Genomic DNA, 17,990 nt, shown 5'->3' with positions numbered 1-17,990 from the left:
GGGCCGCTCAAAGCTCCCCGGTGCACGTGCCCCGGCCAACGCTTGCCTAGGGACGTCCCCCAAGACATCCCATGAACGTCCCCCAAGACGTTCTCGGCATCGCCCACTTAGACTCGCGAACAGCCCAGATGGTTACCCCCCAATATCTGTGATCTAGATCTCTTTGTGAAGGTCCTGTGCGTCACGTGTAGGTCAATTCACGAGAAGCGCCGCAGCCGCAGGCTGTTCGTCACGACGAACACGGACGAAAAGGCCATCGCGAGGCCCGCGATCATCGGGTTGAGCAGTCCGGCCGCCGCGAGGGGCAGGGCCGCGAGGTTGTAGCCGAAGGCCCAGCCGAGGTTGCCCTTGATCGTGGCCAGGGTGCGGCGGGAGAGCCGGATGGCGTCGGCGGCGACGCGCAGGTCGCCGCGGACCAGTGTCAGGTCGCTCGCCTCGATGGCCGCGTCCGTGCCCGTGCCCATCGCCAGGCCGAGGTCGGCGGTGGCGAGGGCGGCGGCGTCGTTGACCCCGTCGCCGACCATCGCGACCGTCTTTCCCTGCTCCTGGAGCCGCCGGATCACCCCGGCCTTCTCCTCGGGGAGCACGCCGGCGATCACCTCGTCGATGCCGACCTCCGCCGCGACGGCCTCCGCGACGGCCCGGTGGTCCCCGGTGAGGAGGACGGGGTGGAGTCCGAGGCCGCGGAGCCGGGCGACGGCCTCGGCGCTGGTGTCCTTGACGGTGTCGGCGACGGTCAGGGTGCCGCGGGCGACGCCGTCCCAGGCGACGTGGACGGCGCCGGGCTCGGCGGCGGCGGGCACCTCGACGCCTTCGGAGGCGAGGAGGGCGGCGCGGCCGACGAGGACGAGCCGGCCGTCGACGGAGCCGCGGACCCCGAGCCCGGGGACGTTCTCGAAGGTCTTCGGTACGGGGAGCTCGCCGCACCGCTCGGCGGCGCCGGCCGCGACGGCGCGGGCGACGGGGTGCTCGGAGGAGTGCTCCAGGGCGCCCGCGAGGCGCAGCAGCTCGGTCTCGTCGGTGCCGGAGGTGCCGTAACCGCCGCCGTACACGTGGACGCCGGTCAGGCGCATGCGGCCCGTGGTGACCGTCCCCGTCTTGTCGAGGACGACGGTGTCGACGCGGCGGGTGGACTCCAGGACTTCCGGGCCCTTGATGAGGATGCCGAGCTGGGCGCCGCGGCCGGTGCCGACCATGAGGGCGGTCGGGGTGGCGAGGCCGAGGGCGCAGGGGCAGGCGATGATCAGGACGGCGACGGCGGCGGTGAACGAGGCGGTCGGGTCGTCCGTGAGCAGGAGCCAGGTGACGAGGGTGCCGAGCGCGATGAGGAGGACGACGGGGACGAAGACGGCGGAGATCCGGTCGGCGAGCCGCTGCACCTCGGCCTTGCCGTTCTGGGCGTCCTCGACGAGCTTGGCCATGCGGGCGAGCCGGGTGTCGGCGCCGACGGCGGCGGCCCGGACGACGAGCCGGCCGGAGACGTTGACGCAGCCGCCGGTGACCTCGGAGCCCTCGGTGACGTCCAGCGGCATGGATTCGCCGGTGAGCAGGGAGGCGTCGACGGCCGAGGCGCCCGCGGTGACGGTGCCGTCGGTGGCGATCTTCTCCCCGGGGCGTACGACGAAGAGGTCGCCGGCCCGCAGTTCCGTGACCGGGATCCGTACCTCCGTGCTCCCGCGCAGGACGGCGACGTCCTTGGCGCCGAGCTCCATGAGGGCCCGCAGTGCGGCGCCGGCCTTCCGCTTGGCGCGGGCCTCCAGGTAGCGGCCGAGCAGGATGAAGGTGATGACGCCGGCCGCGACCTCCAGGTAGATCGTGGAGGTGCCGTCGGCGCGGTCGACGGTGAGGTCGAAGCCGTGGCGCATGCCGGTCATGCCGGCGTCGCCGAGGAAGAGGGCCCACAGGGACCAGCCGTAGGCGGCGAGGGTGCCGACCGAGACGAGGGTGTCCATGGTGGCGGCGCCGTGCCGGAGGTTGGTCCAGGCGGCCCGGTGGAAGGGGAGCCCGCCCCAGACGACGACGGGGGAGGCGAGGGTGAGCGAGAGCCACTGCCAGTTGTCGAACTGGAGCGCCGGGACCATGGCGAGCAGGACCACGGGTGCGGCGAGGACGGCGGAGACGGTCAGCCGCTGCCGGAGGGAGGCGAGCTCGGGGTCCTCCGCGGGCGTCTCGTCGGGCTCGGGCTCGGGCGCCGGCGGCAGGGGTTCCTCGGCGGTGTAGCCGGTCTTCACGACGGTCGCGATGAGGTCGTCGACCGTGAGCTCCGGGGGGTGCTCGACCCGTGCCTTCTCGGTGGCGTAGTTGACCGTCGCGGTCACCCCGTCGAGGCGGTTGAGCTTCTTCTCGACGCGGGCGGCGCAGGAGGCACAGGTCATGCCACCGATCGTCAGCTCGGTGATCGTGGACGTCATGAGCGGTTCCAAACGAGAGCAGGGCCGTACGCGGTAACGGTACGACCCTGCGGGGTGTCGACCACGAAGGGTCGGTCAGACCAGTTCGTAGCCGGCCTCGTCGACGGCGGCGCGCACGGCCTCCACGTCGAGCGGGGCCTCGGAGACGACGGTGACCTCGCCGGTCTTGGCGACGGCGGTGACCGAGGAGACGCCGGGGAGCTCGGAGATCTCGCTGGAGACCGCGCCCTCGCAGTGGCCGCAGGTCATGCCCTTGACCTGGTAGACGGTGGTGAGTTCGGTCTTCGTCTCAGCGGTCATGGCGTTCTCCTTCGGGGGTTCAGAGCCGTACAAATCCAGACTATACCCCTAGGGGGTATAAATTCCAGTTCCGCCGCTCCCGGTGCCCCGGGTGCCGCCGATGGCGCCCGGCCCATCGCGCCGCGCGAGCGATCTCAGCCAACCGAGCCCCGCCAGGGTGACCAGGACGAGCCCGCCCACCGAGAAGAGGGTGAAGAGGTGCTCCTGCTGGGAGGTGGGCTGCGGGAGGTATCCCTGGGCGAAGAGAGAACGGTCGAGGTCGGTGGTGGTCACGCGCAGCACCAGCCAGAGCGCGATGCCGTGCATGGAGTCCCAGAGCGCGTGCAGCACCGCGACCCCGAGGTACGTGCCGATGACGGGCCCCGCGAAGCGGAAGCGGCCGTCGGGGCGGCGGTAGGCGAGCAGGACCGCGCCGGCAATCGCCGTCCACAGGCCGTGCCCGAAGGGGGCGAGCACCCCGCGCAGGATCTCCGTCTCCAGGAGCGAGCGCAGGTCGATGCCGTCCATGGTGACGGCGGCGTTGAAGGCGTATCCGGCGCTCTCGAAGGCGGCGAAGCCGAAGCCGACGCTGCCGCCGAGGACGAGTCCGGCGCGGATCCCGCGCAGCTGCGGATAGCGGCGTACGACGAACATGAGGGCCGCCAGCTTCACGGCCTCCTCGATGAGTCCGACCCCCAGGAACATCCACAGGGAGGGGTGGAGCAGGTAGTACTCCATGACGGAGGCGCCGAGCACGCCGAGGATGCCGCCGGTGAGGAAGCAGCCGAGGATCACCGGCACGCCGAAGTCCCGGCCGTGCCGCTCGTACGCCCAGAGCACGAAGACCGCCGGGACGAGGAAGCTGCCGAGCAGGATGAGGGTGGGGAGCAGGGTGGTGTTCTCGGTGGCGTACGTGACGACCGCCGTCAGGATCCAGAGCGCCAGGCCGCCCCCCAGGCACCGCTTCCAGAGGCCGGGGCGCGGCTGCGGGGTCGGCGGGGCCGCGGGGGGCGGGGGTGTCTGTGTGGTGGGCGGGTACTCGTGCACCGGAAGACCTCCAAGTCCCTCCGCCAAGTCCCTCCGCCGGCAGGGCAACTGACGGAGGCGTATGGCCGGATCCTATGGTAAATACCCGTTATGTCGCATTCGGGGAGCACGCTGATCCTGATCATGGCGATCGCCGTCCTGGCGCCGCTGCTCGCCTACGCGGTGGGACGCCGGATCCCCGTACCCCTCGTCATCTTCGAGATCCTGCTCGGCATCCTCATCGGCCCCGACGTCCTGGGCTGGGCCCACCCCAGCGAGCTGATCGACGGCCTCTCCCAGCTCGGCCTCACCATGCTGATCTTCCTCGCGGGGTACGAGATCGAGTTCGGCAAGGTCCGCGGCGACACCCTCAAGCGCGCCGTCTGGGCCTGGGTCGCCGCCCTCGCCCTCGGGCTCGGCACCGGGATCCTGCTCGGCGGCGGCTATGCCAAGGGCGTCTTCATCGGGGTGGCGCTCACCAGCACCGCGCTCGGCACCGTCCTGCCCGTGCTGCGGGACGCCGGGCAGCTCCACGGCCGCTTCGGCTCCGTCGTCATGGCCTTCGGCGCGGTCGGCGAGTTCGGCCCGATCATCGCGATGGCGCTGCTGCTCAGCGGGCGCGCCGCGGCCGAGTCGACCGCGCTCCTCGCGGTCTTCGCCGCGCTCACGGCCGCCGCCGTCTTCTGGGCGCTGCGCCCGCGCCCGCCGTGGTTCTCCCGGGTCATCGCCAAGACCCTGCACAGCAGCGGCCAGTTCGCCGTCCGGTTCGTCTTCCTGCTGCTCGCGCTGATGCTGGGGGCCTCGACGGCGCTCGGGCTCGACGTGCTGCTCGGCGCCTTCGCGGCCGGGCTCGTCACCCGGCTCGTACTGACCGGGGCCGCGCCCGATTCCGGCCCGGAGATCCTGGCGAAGATCGAGGCCGTCGGCTTCGGCTTCCTCGTCCCGGTCTTCTTCGTCGTCACCGGCATCGAGTTCGACCTGGACTCGCTGCTCTCCGGCGGCCGGACCCTGCTCCTCCTGCCGGTCTTCCTGCTGCTCTTCCTGGTCGTGCGCGGCGGGCCGATCTGGTTCCTCGCCCCGCGCGACCTCGACCGCGCGGACCGGGGCGGGCTCGTCCTCTACGGCTCCACGGCGCTGCCGCTCGTCGTCGCGATCACGACCATCGGCGTGGACGACCACGAGCTGTCGGCGGGCGACGCGGCGGCGCTCGTCGGGGCCGGCATGGTCTCCGTCCTCGTCTTCCCGCTGCTCGCGCTGAAGCTGCGGGCGCGGGCGGGAGAGGAGGTGTCGCCCTCCGAGGAGGTCAGTGGTTCCGAGACGTGGTGAGCGTGTCGCGGGCGTGGTGGGTGCCGCCGATGACCGGGTCGAGGTAGCGCAGGAGGACGAGCTTCAGCTCGTCGACCGTGGCGTCCCGCTCGGGCCCCTCGGGGGCGGCGAGGACCAAGGCGAGGCCGCCCTTGAAGACCGCGAAGGCCATGTCGGCGATCCGTACGCACTCCTCGGGCGGGCTGTCCGGGAGGTAGTGCGCGATCAGGACGCGGACCCGCTCGATCAGCGAGGCGTGCAGGGCGTCGTGCTCCTCCGCGATCCGGCCGGGGATCTCGGAGCCGTGCATCAGGGCGAGGAAGACCGGGTTGGCGCAGTTGAACTCGATCAGCGGGTCGACGACCGCGTCGAGCAGCTCGGGCAGCGGCAGGGCCAGGTTCTCCGGGGTGAAGGCCTGACCGTGGGCCTCGCGCATCTCGTGCATGAGGCGGCCGCCGAGCTCGACGGCGATGGCTTCCTTGTTCGGGAAGTACTGGTAGAGCGTGCCGGGCGAGACGTGCGCCTCGCGGGCGATGGCGTTGGTGCTGGCCGCCGTGTAGCCGTTCGCGCAGAAGACGTTCGCGGCGGCCTGGAGCAGCTGCGTGATGCGGCGCTCGCCGCGCGCCTGGCGGCGGCGCGGCTTCGGATCCTCGGACATCTCGGGCTTCTCGGACATGGCTGTCCCCAGCTCTCCTCAACACACGTTTGACAAATGCGAGAGGTCGCTCGCATTCTAAGGAAACGCGAGCGATCACTCGTGTTTGTCATTCTATGGCAATGGGCGACCCATGTGACCTGCCGGGAAGCGCGCACATGGGTCAGGTGAAGGGGACACCGCGTCATGGCCGAAGTCAAGAAATCACCGCCCGCAGGGGGTACGGCCTCCGGGGGTACGGCCTCCGGGGGGACGTCCTCCGGGAGGACGGGCGGCGCGCGTACGGGCGGCGGGTGGACGCGGTTCGTCACCGCCCGGCCGCGCCTCACGCTCCTCGTGGCGCTCGTGCTCACCGCCCTCGCCGTCCTGGCGGGCGGCGGCGTCGCCGACCGGATGGGCAGCGGCGGCTGGGAGGACCCGGCCGCCGAGTCCACGTACGCGACGGAGGCGCTGGCCCGGGAGTTCCCCGGCTCGCAGCCCAACCTGCTCCTCCTCCTCGACGCCGGAGAGGCCGGGGCGGACGCCCCCGCCGTCGCCGCCGAGGCCCGGAGGCTCGCCGAGCGCCTCGACGCCGAGCCGGGCGTCGACGGCGTCGGCTCCTACTGGTCCACCGGCTCGCCCGCCCTCCGCTCCGAGGACGGCCGACAGGCGCTGATCGCCGCCCGGATCGCCGGCGAGGAGAAGGACGCCGGCGCCATCCTCGACCGGATCGCCCCCGAGTACCGGGGCACGCACGGCCCCGTCGAGGTCACCCTCGGCGGCGGCCTCGCCGTCCGCCACGAGATGCAGGTGATCATCCAGGAGGACCTGCTGCGGGCCGAGCTCATCGCCCTGCCCCTCACCCTCGTCCTCCTCGTCATGGTCTTCGGCAGCGCCGTCGCCGCCCTGCTGCCGCTCGGCGTCGGCATCGTCGCCATCCTCGGCACCAACGCCGTCCTGCGCGGCATCACCGAGTTCACGGACGTCTCGGTCTTCGCCCAGAACCTGACGACCGCCCTCGGTCTCGGACTCGCGATCGACTACGCCCTCTTCGTCGTCCGCCGCTACCGCGAGGAGCTCGCCGCCGGCGCCGACACGTACACCGCCGTCCGCACCACGCTGCGCACCGCGGGGCGGACCGTGCTGTTCTCCGCGCTGACCGTCGCCGTCTCGCTCTCCGCGATGCTCGTCTTCCCGCAGTACTTCCTGCGCTCCTTCGCCTACGCCGGGATCGCCGTCGTCGTCCTCGCCGCGACCGCCGCCCTCACCCTGCTCCCCGCGGCCCTCGTGCTGCTCGGCGACCGGGTCAACGCCCTGGACCTGCGGCGCCTCCTCCGGCGCGGCCGCCCGCCCAAGCAGGACGCCGCCGAAGGCTCCGGCTGGGCCCGGGCCGCCGACCTCGTGATGCGCCGCGCGCCGGTCTTCGCCGTCGCCACCGCCGCCGGCCTCGTCCTCCTCGGACTGCCCTTCCTCGGCGTGAAATTCGGCACCGCCGACGACCGCCAGCTCCCCACCACCGCCACCTCCCGGGTCGTCCAGGACCAGCTCCGCGGCGGCTTCCCCGGCGACCCCGGCGGCGCGATCACCGTCCTCGCCGAGGGCCGGGCCACCCCCGCCCAGTACGCGGCCTACCGCGAGCGGATCGCCGCGCTCGACGGCGTCGGCCGGGTCGACGGCCCCGTCACCGCGAGCGGCGGCGGCACCGGCCACGCCTACTTCACCGTCGTGCCCGAGGGCGAGACCGTCGGCGCCGGAGCCCAGCGGGTCGTGGGCGAACTCCGCGCCGCGCCCGCCCCCTTCGACACCTCCGTCACCGGCCAGGCCGCCGTCCTCGTCGACTCCAAGGACGCCCTCGGCGAGCGGCTGCCCTGGGCGGCGGCGATCGTCGTCCTCGCCACCCTGCTCCTCGTCTTCCTGCTCACCGGCAGCGTCCTCATACCCGTCCAGGCGGTCGTCCTCAACGCCCTCAGCCTCACGGCGATGTTCGGCGCGGTCGTCTGGGTCTTCCAGGAGGGCCACCTCGCCGGACTCCTCGGCTTCACCCCCACCGGCGACATCGAGACCACGCTGCCCGTGCTCATGTTCTGCGTGGCCTTCGGACTCTCCATGGACTACGGCGTCTTCCTGCTCTCCCGCGTCAAGGAGGAGTACGACGCCACCGGCGACCACGAGCACTCCGTCCGCTTCGGCCTGCGCAGGACCGGCGGCCTGATCACCGCCGCCGCCGTGATCCTCGCCGTCGTCATGGTCGCGATCGGCACCTCACGGGTCACCAACACCAAGATGCTCGGCCTCGGCGTCGCCCTCGCCGTCCTCATGGACGCGATGGTGGTCCGCAGCCTCCTCGTCCCCGCCGTGATGAAGCTGACCGGCCGCCTCACCTGGTGGGCCCCGGGGCCGCTGCGCCGCTTCCACGACCGCTTCGGCGTCAGCGAGTCGGACGGCCCCGCGCCGCTGGCGGAGCCGGCCGCCGAGAAGGTGACCGCCGGCGCCTCGCGCTGACCCCCGGACGCGGCAGGACGCCGGGCCCCGGAGCGTTCCGGGGCCCGGCGTCCTCGCCTGCCGGGGGAGCGGGGGCGACGGTCAGTCGCGGCGGGCCCGGTTGCCGGGGCGGCTGGCGACCCAGGCGCGGATCGTGTCCGCGTACCAGTAGGGCTTGCCCGACTCGACCTGGTCGGGGGCCGGCAGGAGGCCGTGCTTCCGGTAGGAGCGGACCGTGTCCGGCTGGACGCGGATGTGCGCGGCGATGTCCTTGTACGACCAGAGCCTTCTGTCCGTCATGCCTGGTACCTCCCTGCGCACCGCGCAGCGGCGGCAGGGGGTGCCGTTCGGGGGCGCTGCGGGCGGGCGTTGGTGATCACTGAGCCTGTGCCCGTTGAACGACCCCTGCCGACAGGAGGAGAGCGGCTGTCGAGCGCCTGTGACGGAAGACCCGCGTAATGGAGATATGCGTGACGGGGAGGGGACCTGTGTGACGGAAGTGAGGCACAGGGACTCGCGCGGACGACGGCGTGTCCGCGTGCGTCACCCCTGGTCACACAGGTATGCGCCGCTCACACCCCGCAGGAGCGCAGGAAGCGCCGGGTACGCAGCGCGATCGGGTACGGAACGTCCGGCTCGCACGGGTACATGTCCTGCTCCACGATCGCGAAGAGGTCCACGTCCAGGGCCTGCGCGGCGGCGATCACCGGCTCCAGGGCCGGTACCCCGGACGGCGGTTCGCACATCACGCCCCGCGCCACCGCCGGGCCGAACGGCACCTCGTCGGCCACCACCCGGGCCAGCACCTCCGGATCGACCTGCTTGAGGTGGAGGTAGCCGATCCGCTCCCCGTAACTCTCGATCAGCTTGACGCTGTCCCCGCCGGCGTACGCGTAGTGCCCGGTGTCCAGGCAGAGCGCGACGGCCTCCGGATCGGTGGCGTCGAGGAAGCGGGTCACGCTCTCCTCGCCGTCGAGATGGGTGTCGGCGTGCGGATGGACGACGAGCCGCAGCCCGTACCGCTCCCGCACCTCCCGCCCCAGACGTTCCGTCAGACGGGTCAGATCCCGCCACTGCTCCGCGGTGAGCGTGCGCTCCTCCAGGACCTCGCCCGTCCGGTCGTCCCGCCAGAACGACGGGATGACGACGAGATGACCGGCGCCCATGGCCTGGGCGAGGGCGGCGTTCTCGGCGACGTGCGCCCAGGTGCGCTCCCAGACGGCCGGGCCGTGGTGCAGCCCGGTGAAGACCGTCCCCGCCGAGACCCGCAGCCCGCGCCGGGCGGTCTCCTCCGTGAGGACGGCCGGATCGGTGGGCAGATAGCCGTACGGCCCGAGCTCGATCCACCCGTAGCCCGCGCCGGACACCTCGTCGAGGAAGCGCTGCCACGGCACCTGCCGGGGATCGTCGGGGAACCACACCCCCCAGGAGTCCGGGGCGGAGCCGACACGGATGCGGGACGGATGCGACGGCGACAACGACGGCTTCGTCATGTCTGCCACCTTGGCCGGGGCCGGAGAGGAGCGTCAAGCAGGCGGGCGGACCCAGGGACAAGGCGTCCGAATGTCCGGACATGTCGTTGACACGCCTCCGGGCGCCCGACTAGACCTGAGGGCGGGGCCGCAGGCGAAAGAGGGGCGCGTGGAACCGGAGCCGTACGACCTGATCACCATGGGGCGCCTCGGCGTGGACCTGTACCCGCTCCAGAGCGGCGTCGGGCTCGACCGCGTCGAGACCTTCCGCAGGTTCCTCGGCGGCTCCCCGGCCAACGTCGCCGTCGCCGCCGCCCGGCTCGGCCGCCGCACCGCGCTCGTCTCCCGCACCGGCGCCGACCCCTTCGGCGCCGCGCTCCACCACGATCTCAAGGGCTTCGGCGTGGACGACCGCTGGGTGACCGAGGTCCCCGCCTACCCCACCCCCGTCACCTTCTGCGAGCTGTTCCCGCCCGACGACTTCCCGCTCCACTTCTACCGCCGTCCCAAGGCCCCCGACCTGGAGATCCACCCGCACGAGCTCGACCTCGACGCGATCCGCGCCGCCCGGGTCTTCTGGGCGACCGGCACCGGCCTCTGCGCCGAACCGAGCCGCGCCGCGACCCTGGAGGCGCTGCGCGCCCGGGCCGGCCGGGAGGTGACGGTCCTCGACCTGGACTGGCGGCCCGTGTTCTGGACGGACCCGGCCGAGGCCCGCCCGTACTACGCAGAGGCCCTGCGCCACGCGACCGTCGCCGTCGGCAACCTCGACGAGTGCGAGGTCGCCACCGGGGAGCGCGAGCCGCACGCCGCCGCCCGCGCCCTCCTCGCCACCGGCACGGTCCGGCTCGCCGTCGTGAAGCGGGGACCCGCCGGCGTCCTCGCGGTCGCCGCCGACGGCACGTCCGCCGAGGTCCCGCCGCTGCCGGTGGAGGTCGTCAACGGGCTCGGCGCGGGCGACGCGTTCGGCGGAGCCCTCGTCCACGGCCTCCTCGCCGGCCGGGACCTCGAAACGACCCTGCGCCACGCCAACGCCGCCGGCGCGATCGTCGCCGGTCGCCTCGCCTGCTCCTCCGCCATGCCGTACGCGGAGGAGATCGCCGAGGCACTCGCGGCGGGCACGGGAACGATCCCGGAGAAGGGGTAGGGATGCGCCCATGAACCCCGGCCCCGCCATGAACCCCGGCCCCGACCCCGGACCCGACCCCGACCCCGGACCCGCCCCCGACCCCGGCTCCGCCCCCGACCCCGGCTCTGCCCCCGGCCCCACGCGAACCGGCCGCCTCCACCTGCCCGCCGGATCCACCGCCCACGGGCCGTACGCGCTCCGCATCGACCCCGGACAGGCCGGCTGGGAGCACTCCGCCCTCCGGGTCCTCACCCTCGGGCCGGGCGAGAACCAGCCCTTCGAGAGCGGGGATTCCGAATGGGTCGTGCTTCCTCTAGCCGGTGCCTGTAGCGTGCGCGTGGACGGCCAAGTGATCGAACTCCAGGGCCGCGACGACGTGTTCGCGGGAGTCACCGACTTCGCCTACGTACCGCGCGGCGCCCACGCCCAGATCGCCTCCGGCGCGGGAGGCCGCTTCGCTTTGGCAGGAGCGAAGTGCGAGCGACGACTCCCCGCCCGCTACGGCCCCGCGCCGGAGGTTCCCGTCGAGACGCGGGGCAGCGGCAACCGCGCCCGCCAGGTGCGGAACTTCGCCGCCGCCGGAGCCTTCGACTGCGACCGGCTGATCGCCGTCGAGGTCGTCACCCCCGGCGGCAACTGGTCCTCCTACCCGCCGCACAAGCACGACGAGCACCGCCCGGGCGCCGAGTCCGTCCTGGAGGAGATCTACTACTACGAGATCGCCGGCCCGCACGGCCTCGCCTACCAGCGGATCTCGCCCTCCCGGCCCGGCGGCGCCGAGCTCCTCGCCGAGGTCGGGGACGGCGACGCCGTGCTCGTACCGGACGGCTGGCACGGGCCGTCGATCGCCCAGCCGGGTCACGACCTCTACTACCTCAACGTCATGGCGGGCCCCGGAGCCGAGCGGGAGTGGAAGATCTCCTTCCATCCGGACCACACGGAGGGATACGCATGACCATCCGGCTGACCGTCGCCCAGGCGCTCGTCCGCTTCCTCGCCGCCCAGTACACGGAGCGCGACGGGACCCGGCAGCGGCTGATCGCGGCCACCTGGGGCATCTTCGGCCACGGGAACGTCGCCGGGATCGGCCAGGCGCTGGTCCAGGAGGAGGGGATGCCCTTCCATCAGGGCCGTAACGAACAGGCCATGGTCCACGCCGCCGTCGGCTACGCCCGCCAGTCGAACCGGCTCTCCGCGCACGCCGTCACCACCTCGATCGGCCCCGGCGCCACCAACCTCGTCACCGGCGCCGCCCTCGCCACGATCAACCACCTGCCGGTGCTGCTCCTCCCCGGCGACACCTTCGCCACCCGCCCGGCCGACCCCGTCCTCCAGCAGCTCCAACTCCCGTACGCCGGTGACGTGTCGGTCAACGACTGCCTGCGTCCCGTCTCGAAGTACTTCGACCGGATCGGACGGCCCGAGGCCCTGATCCCGGCCGCGCTCGCCGCCATGCGCGTCCTCGCCGACCCCGTCGAGACCGGCGCCGTCACCCTCGCGCTGCCCCAGGACGTCCAGGCGGAGGCGTACGACTGGCCGGAGCGGTTCTTCGCCGACCGGGTCTGGCGGGTCCGCCGCCCCTCCCCGGACGAGGACGAACTCGACGCGGCGGTCGCGGCGATCGGCGGGGCCACCCGGCCGCTGATCGTCGCCGGCGGCGGCGTCCGCTACAGCGGGGCCGAGGAGGCGCTCCACGACTTCGCCGCGCTGACCGGCATCCCCGTCGCCTCCACCCAGGCCGGCAAGGGGGCGCTGCCGCACGGCCACCCCCAGGACGTCGGCGGCCTCGGCCACACCGGCACCGCCGCCGCCGACCACCTGGCCCGTACCGCCGACGTGGTCATCGGCATCGGCACCCGCTGGACCGACTTCACCACCGCCTCCGGAACGCTCTTCGGCCACCCCTCCGTGCAGTTCGTCAACCTCAACATCGCCGCCTTCGACTCCCACAAGATGGCCGCGCTGCCGCTCGTGGCGGACGCCCGCGAGGGCCTGGAACAGCTCCACTCGCTCCTGGAGCCGCACCACGTCACCGAGCACTACGTGCACGAGTACGCCGAGGACAGACTCCGCTGGCAGACCCGTGTCGACACCGCCTACGCCGTCCCCGACGAGGACGCCCGCCCCACCCAGGCCCAGGTCCTCGGCGTACTCGACACTCTGGTCGACGGCAGCGACATCCTGATCAACGCCGCCGGCTCGCTCCCCGGCGACCTCCACAAGCTCTGGCGGCCCCGCTCCACCGACCAGTACCACGTCGAATACGGCTACTCCTGCATGGGCTACGAGATCCCGGCGGCCCTCGGCGTCCTGCTCGCCGCACCCGACCGGCCCGTCTGGGCGCTCGTCGGCGACGGTACGTATCTGATGAACCCCACCGAAATCGTCACCGCCGTGCAGGAACGGCTGCCCCTGCGGCTGATCATCCTGCAGAACCACGGCTACGCCTCCATCGGCGGCCTCTCGGAGGCCGTCGGAGCCGAGCGGTACGGCACCGACTACCGCCACCGGGACGCGTGGGGCGGTTTCACCGGAGCGCCGCTCCCCGTCGACCTCGGGGCCAACGCGGCCTCCCTCGGCATGCGGGTGCTGCGCCCCCGCACCGTGCGTGACCTGCGAGAAGCCCTCGCGGACGCACGGACCACGACGGTTCCCACATGTGTCTACGTCGAGACCGAAACGGCAGACACAGTGTCGGGCCCGCCCCCGGCCCAGGCATGGTGGGATGTGCCCGTGGCCGAGACGTCGACCCGCCCGTCGGCGGTCAAGGCCCGCGAGGAGTACGACCGGCACGTCACCGCCCGACGCCGCCATCTCTGAAGGAGCATCTCGTCATGACGAACACCGTCAAGACTGTCAATCACTGGATCGGTGGCAAGGCCGTCGAGGGCACGTCGGGCAACTGGGGCCCGGTCACCGACCCGGCCACCGGCGCCGTGACCACCCGTGTCGCGCTCGCCTCCGTCGAGGAGGTGGACGCCGCCGTCGCCGCCGCCAAGGACGCGTTTCTGACCTGGGGCACCTCGTCCCTCGCGCAGCGCACCACGATCCTCTTCAAGTTCCGCGCGCTGCTCGACGCCAACCGCGACGCGATCGCCGAGCTGATCACCGCCGAGCACGGCAAGGTCCACTCGGACGCGCTCGGCGAGGTCGCCCGCGGCCTGGAGATCGTCGACCTGGCCTGCGGCATCACCGTCCAGCTCAAGGGCGAGCTCTCCACCCAGGTGTCGAACCGCGTGGACGTGGCCTCGATCCGCCAGCCGGTGGGCGTCGTCGCGGGCATCACGCCCTTCAACTTCCCGGCCATGGTCCCGATGTGGATGTTCCCGATCGCCATCGCGACCGGCAACACCTTCATCCTCAAGCCGAGCGAGAAGGACCCGTCGCCGGCCCTGAAGATCGCCGAGCTGCTCGCCGAGGCGGGCCTCCCGGACGGCGTCTTCAACGTCCTGAACGGCGACAAGGTCTCCGTGGACCGCCTCCTGGAGCACCCGGACGTCTCCGCGATCTCCTTCGTGGGCTCGACCCCGATCGCCCGCCACATCCACACCACCGCCTCCGCCAACGGCAAGCGCGTCCAGGCGCTCGGCGGCGCGAAGAACCACATGCTGGTCCTCCCGGACGCCGACCTCGACGCGGCGGCCGACGCGGCCGTCTCGGCGGCGTACGGCTCGGCCGGCGAGCGCTGCATGGCGATCTCGGCGGTCGTGGCCGTCGGCTCCATCGGCGACCTGCTCGTCGAGAAGATCCGCGAGCGCGCCGAGAAGATCAAGATCGGTCCCGGCAACGACCCGACCTCCGAGATGGGCCCGCTCATCACGGCCGTCCACCGCGACAAGGTCGCCTCGTACGTCACGGGCGCGGCGGCCGAGGGCTGCGAGGTCGTCCTCGACGGCACCGGCTACACGGTCGAGGGCCACGAGAACGGCCACTGGATCGGCCTGTCCCTCCTGGACCACGTGCCGACGACGGCCGCGGCCTACCAGGACGAGATCTTCGGCCCGGTGCTCTGCGTGCTGCGCGCCGAGACGTACGAGGAGGGCCTGGCCCTCATCAACGGCTCGCGCTTCGGCAACGGCACCGCGATCTTCACCCGTGACGGCGGCGCGGCCCGCCGCTTCCAGATGGAGGTCGAGGCCGGCATGGTCGGCGTCAACGTGCCGATCCCGGTGCCGGTGGGCTACCACTCCTTCGGCGGCTGGAAGGACTCGCTCTTCGGCGACCACCACATCTACGGCAACGACGGCGTGCACTTCTACACGCGCGGCAAGGTCGTCACCACCCGCTGGCCGGACCCGTCCGACGCCCCGGCGGGCGTGGACCTGGGCTTCCCCCGCAACCACTGACCTTCCGGTCGTGGCCGTGACGAGCGGCTCCTGACGAACGGCCCCCGGTGTGCGTACCGCCGCACACCGGGGGCCGTTCGCGTCCGGTCCCACCGGCGCGAGTGGAGGAGCCGCGCGGATACGGGTGCGGATACCGCGTCCGGTGTACGACACGCCCGCCCGTACGCCTCAAGGAGGTCGGGCGCCTCCCCCTGTGGACCGCAGTGCCGCACGAGTCGGCCCGCATAGGCTCGACCCATGCGACTCCGACTTCCCCGGTGGGCCGCGGTCACCGCCGTCCTCGCCGTCCTCGCGGGTGCCGGCACCTGGACCGCCGTCGCCTCGGACGAACCGCCGCCCGTGCACCGCGCGGACAAGGCGCTCGACATCGACGGCGTACGGCTGGACACCTCGTACTTCACGAGCGGCGGAGACGGGCGGCGTCCCGCCGTCCTCCTCGGCCACGGCTTCGGCGGCTCCAAGAACGACGTCCGCGCCCAGGCCGAACAGCTCGCCCGCGACGGCTACGCCGTCCTCACCTGGTCCGCCCGCGGCTTCGGCGACTCCACCGGGGAGATCGGCCTCAACGACCCCGACCACGAGGTCGCGGACGTCCGCAAGCTGATCGACTGGCTCGCGGACCGCCCCGAGGTCCTCCTCGACAAGGCCGGAGACCCGCGCGTCGGCGTCACCGGCGCCTCCTACGGCGGCGCGATCTCGCTGCTCGCCGCCGGACACGACCCACGCGTCGACGCCATCGCGCCCCAGATCACCTACTGGAACCTCGCCGACGCCCTCTTCCCGAACGACGTCTTCAAGAAGCTCTGGGCCGGGATCTTCTTCTCGGCGGGCGACCAGCGAGGCGGCGCCGGGAACGCCGGCGCCAAGGCCGCCGCCGACGGCTGCGGGCGCTTCACCGCCGAACTCTGCTCCCTCTACCAGCGCGTCGCCGTCGGCGGAAAGCCCGACGCCGCCGCCCGCGCCCTCCTCGAAGCCCGCAGCCCCTCCGCCGTCGGCGCGGACATCAAGGTGCCCGCGCTCATCGTCCAGGGCCAGTCCGACTCCCTCTTCACCCTCGCCCAGTCCGACGCCATGGCCCGCACCCTCACCGCCAACGGCGCCCCCGTCGCCGTCGACTGGATCGCCGGCGGCCACGACGGCGGCGACCGCGAGACCGAGCGCGTCGAGCGGCGGATCAGCACCTGGTTCGACCGCTGGCTGAAGCGCGACACCTCCGCCGACACCGGCCCCGCCTTCCGCGTCAGCCGCACCGGAGGCGTCGACTCCACCGACGGCCAGGCCACCCTGCGCGCCGCCACCGCCGACCGCTACCCGGGCCTCACCGCCGCCACCGAGACGTTCGCCCTCGCCGGGCCGCCGCAGACCTTCGCCAACCCGGCCGGCGCCGCCCCGCCGGCCATCTCCGCCGTCCCCGGCCTCGGCGGCGGGCTCTCCGGCCTCTCCTCCCTCGGCGTCGGTCTCTCCCTCGACTTCCCCGGCCAGTACGCCCGCTTCGACGCGAAGCCGCAGACCGGGGCCGTCCGGATCACCGGCACCCCGACCGTCCGCGTCAAGGTCACCTCCACCGCCGCCGACGGCTCCGCCGTCCTCTTCGCCAAGGTGTACGACGTCGGGCCCGACGGACGGCAGCAGGTGCTGCCCTCCCAGCTCGTCACCCCCGTCCGCGTCGAGGACGCCAAGGCCGGCCGCAGCGTCACCCTGACCCTGCCCGCGATCGACCACGAGGTGGAGGCCGGCCACCGGCTGCGGCTCGTCCTCGCCGCCACCGACCTCGGCTACGCCTCCCCGACCGTCCCCGCCGGCTACACCGTCGCCGTCGAGGGCCCGCTCACCGTCCCGACCGCGCCCGGCCTCGACACGCAGGCCGCCGCCCTGCCCTGGTGGGTCTGGGGCCTGCCGCTCCTCGGCCTCGCCGTCGCCGCGGCCCTCCTCCTGACCGCCCGCCGCCGCACCACCGCCCCCGCGCCGGACCCGGAGCTCACCTCCGTACCCCTCCAGATCACCGGGCTCTCCAAGAAGTACGCGGGCGGCGACCGGTACAGCGTCAAGGACCTCTCCTTCCGCGTCGAACAGGGCCAGGTCCTCGGTCTCCTCGGCCCGAACGGCGCCGGCAAGACCACCACCCTGCGCATGCTGATGGGCCTCATCCGGCCCGACGAGGGCGAGATCCGGGTCTTCGGCCAGGCCATCCGCCCCGGCGCCCCGGTCCTCTCCCGGGTCGGCTCCTTCGTCGAGGGCGCCGGCTTCCTGCCGCACCTCTCCGGCCGGGAGAACCTGGAGCTGTACTGGAAGGCCACCGGCCGCCCCGCCGAGGACGCCCACGTCGACGACGCCCTGCGCATCGCGAACCTGGGCAGCGCCCTCGAACGCGCCGTACGCACCTACTCGCAGGGCATGCGGCAGCGCCTCGCCATCGCCCAGGCCATGCTCGGCCTGCCGGACCTGCTCATCCTCGACGAGCCGACCAACGGCCTCGACCCGCCGCAGATCCGCGAGATGCGGGAGGTGATGATCCGGTACGCGGCCGAGGGCCGGACCGTCATCGTCTCCAGCCACCTCCTCGCGGAGGTCGAGCAGTCCTGCACGCACCTCGTCGTCATGGACCGAGGGCAGCTCGTCCAGGCCGGACCGGTCGCCGAGATCACCGGCTCCGGCGACACCCTGCTCGTGACGCTCGACGGAGACGTCGACGACCCGCTCGTCGAGAAGATCGGCGCCCTCCCGGGCGTCGGCTCCGCCGCCCGCGCCGACGGCGGACTCCTCGTCCGCCTCGACGGCGGGGACGCGACCGCCCTCATCGGCGACCTCGTCCGCCTGGACGTACCGCTGACCGGGGTCGGACCGCACCGGCGCCTGGAAGACGCGTTCCTGACCCTGATCGGAGGAGGAGCCGCGTGAGCGCGCCGA

At 72.9% G+C, this 17,990-nt stretch carries 13 protein-coding genes; 7 read left to right on the top strand and 6 right to left on the bottom strand.

The annotated features are described in order from the left end of the window. Positions 1 to 197: 197 nt before the first annotated feature. The 3 genes from ASC82_RS02610 to ASC82_RS02600 all read right to left on the bottom strand — a co-directional run bounded on the left by ASC82_RS02610 (position 198) and on the right by ASC82_RS02600 (position 3,737). Positions 198 to 2,411 (bottom strand): heavy metal translocating P-type ATPase, encoded by a 2,214-nt coding sequence (locus ASC82_RS02610; protein WP_056640784.1) that lies wholly within the window; start codon positions 2,409 to 2,411, stop codon positions 198 to 200. 75 nt (positions 2,412 to 2,486) lie between these two features. Beyond that, positions 2,487 to 2,711 (bottom strand): cation transporter, encoded by a 225-nt coding sequence (locus tag ASC82_RS02605; protein ID WP_056640781.1) that lies wholly within the window; start codon positions 2,709 to 2,711, stop codon positions 2,487 to 2,489. Positions 2,712 to 2,759: 48 nt separating this feature from the next. Further along, positions 2,760 to 3,737 (bottom strand): PrsW family intramembrane metalloprotease, encoded by a 978-nt coding sequence (locus ASC82_RS02600; protein ID WP_242427522.1) that lies wholly within the window; start codon positions 3,735 to 3,737, stop codon positions 2,760 to 2,762. Between the two features lie 90 nt (positions 3,738 to 3,827). On the opposite strand from ASC82_RS02600, the gene ASC82_RS02595 reads away from it, so the two are divergent. Next, complete coding sequence (locus ASC82_RS02595; RefSeq protein ID WP_056640778.1) at positions 3,828 to 5,042, top strand: cation:proton antiporter; 1,215 nt, start codon at positions 3,828 to 3,830, stop codon at positions 5,040 to 5,042. On the opposite strand, the gene ASC82_RS02590 is transcribed toward ASC82_RS02595, so the two are convergent. Next, positions 5,020 to 5,697, bottom strand: a complete 678-nt coding sequence (locus ASC82_RS02590) for a TetR/AcrR family transcriptional regulator (RefSeq protein WP_056640775.1) — start codon at positions 5,695 to 5,697, stop codon at positions 5,020 to 5,022. The genes ASC82_RS02595 and ASC82_RS02590 overlap by 23 nt on opposite strands. Before the next feature lie 165 nt (positions 5,698 to 5,862). Here ASC82_RS02590 and ASC82_RS02585 point away from each other — a divergent pair, with 165 nt between their 5' ends. Beyond that, complete coding sequence (locus ASC82_RS02585; RefSeq protein WP_199862451.1) at positions 5,863 to 8,157, top strand: MMPL family transporter; 2,295 nt, start codon at positions 5,863 to 5,865, stop codon at positions 8,155 to 8,157. 81 nt (positions 8,158 to 8,238) lie between these two features. Here ASC82_RS02585 and ASC82_RS02580 read toward each other — a convergent pair whose 3' ends face one another. Continuing rightward, on the bottom strand, positions 8,239 to 8,436 hold the full coding sequence (locus tag ASC82_RS02580) for a hypothetical protein (RefSeq protein WP_024758354.1): 198 nt from the start codon (positions 8,434 to 8,436) through the stop codon (positions 8,239 to 8,241). Positions 8,437 to 8,708: 272 nt separating this feature from the next. After that, positions 8,709 to 9,629, bottom strand: coding sequence for a sugar phosphate isomerase/epimerase (locus ASC82_RS02575; RefSeq protein ID WP_199862450.1), 921 nt, complete (start codon positions 9,627 to 9,629; stop codon positions 8,709 to 8,711). 70 nt (positions 9,630 to 9,699) lie between these two features. Between ASC82_RS02575 and iolC the strand changes: the two genes are divergently transcribed. The 5 genes from iolC (at position 9,700) to ASC82_RS02550 (ending at position 17,981) form a co-directional block, all read left to right on the top strand. Continuing rightward, positions 9,700 to 10,755 (top strand): 5-dehydro-2-deoxygluconokinase, encoded by a 1,056-nt coding sequence (gene iolC / locus ASC82_RS02570; RefSeq protein WP_079038988.1) that lies wholly within the window; start codon positions 9,700 to 9,702, stop codon positions 10,753 to 10,755. A 10-nt stretch (positions 10,756 to 10,765) separates the two neighbouring features. Further along, entirely contained in the window at positions 10,766 to 11,692 is a 927-nt protein-coding gene (gene iolB, locus ASC82_RS02565) for a 5-deoxy-glucuronate isomerase (RefSeq protein ID WP_079038987.1), read from the top strand. Beyond that, positions 11,689 to 13,557: a 3D-(3,5/4)-trihydroxycyclohexane-1,2-dione acylhydrolase (decyclizing) gene (gene iolD, locus ASC82_RS02560; protein ID WP_056640771.1), complete on the top strand. Its 1,869-nt coding sequence runs from the start codon at positions 11,689 to 11,691 to the stop codon at positions 13,555 to 13,557. Before iolB ends, iolD begins: the two co-directional genes overlap by 4 nt. A gap of 14 nt (positions 13,558 to 13,571) precedes the next feature. Further along, entirely contained in the window at positions 13,572 to 15,083 is a 1,512-nt protein-coding gene (gene mmsA / locus ASC82_RS02555) for a CoA-acylating methylmalonate-semialdehyde dehydrogenase (RefSeq protein WP_056640768.1), read from the top strand. A 237-nt stretch (positions 15,084 to 15,320) separates the two neighbouring features. Further along, positions 15,321 to 17,981 carry a CocE/NonD family hydrolase gene (locus ASC82_RS02550; RefSeq protein WP_056640766.1) on the top strand — a complete coding sequence of 887 codons (2,661 nt, stop codon included), beginning with the start codon at positions 15,321 to 15,323 and terminating at the stop codon, positions 17,979 to 17,981. Positions 17,982 to 17,990 lie beyond the last annotated feature (9 nt).

This window comes from Streptomyces sp. Root431 (genome assembly GCF_001426585.1).
GTDB lineage: Bacteria > Actinomycetota > Actinomycetes > Streptomycetales > Streptomycetaceae > Streptomyces > Streptomyces stackebrandtii.
The sequence above is the reverse complement of the archived record's forward strand: the minus strand, read 5'-3'. Positions and strand labels throughout refer to the sequence as shown.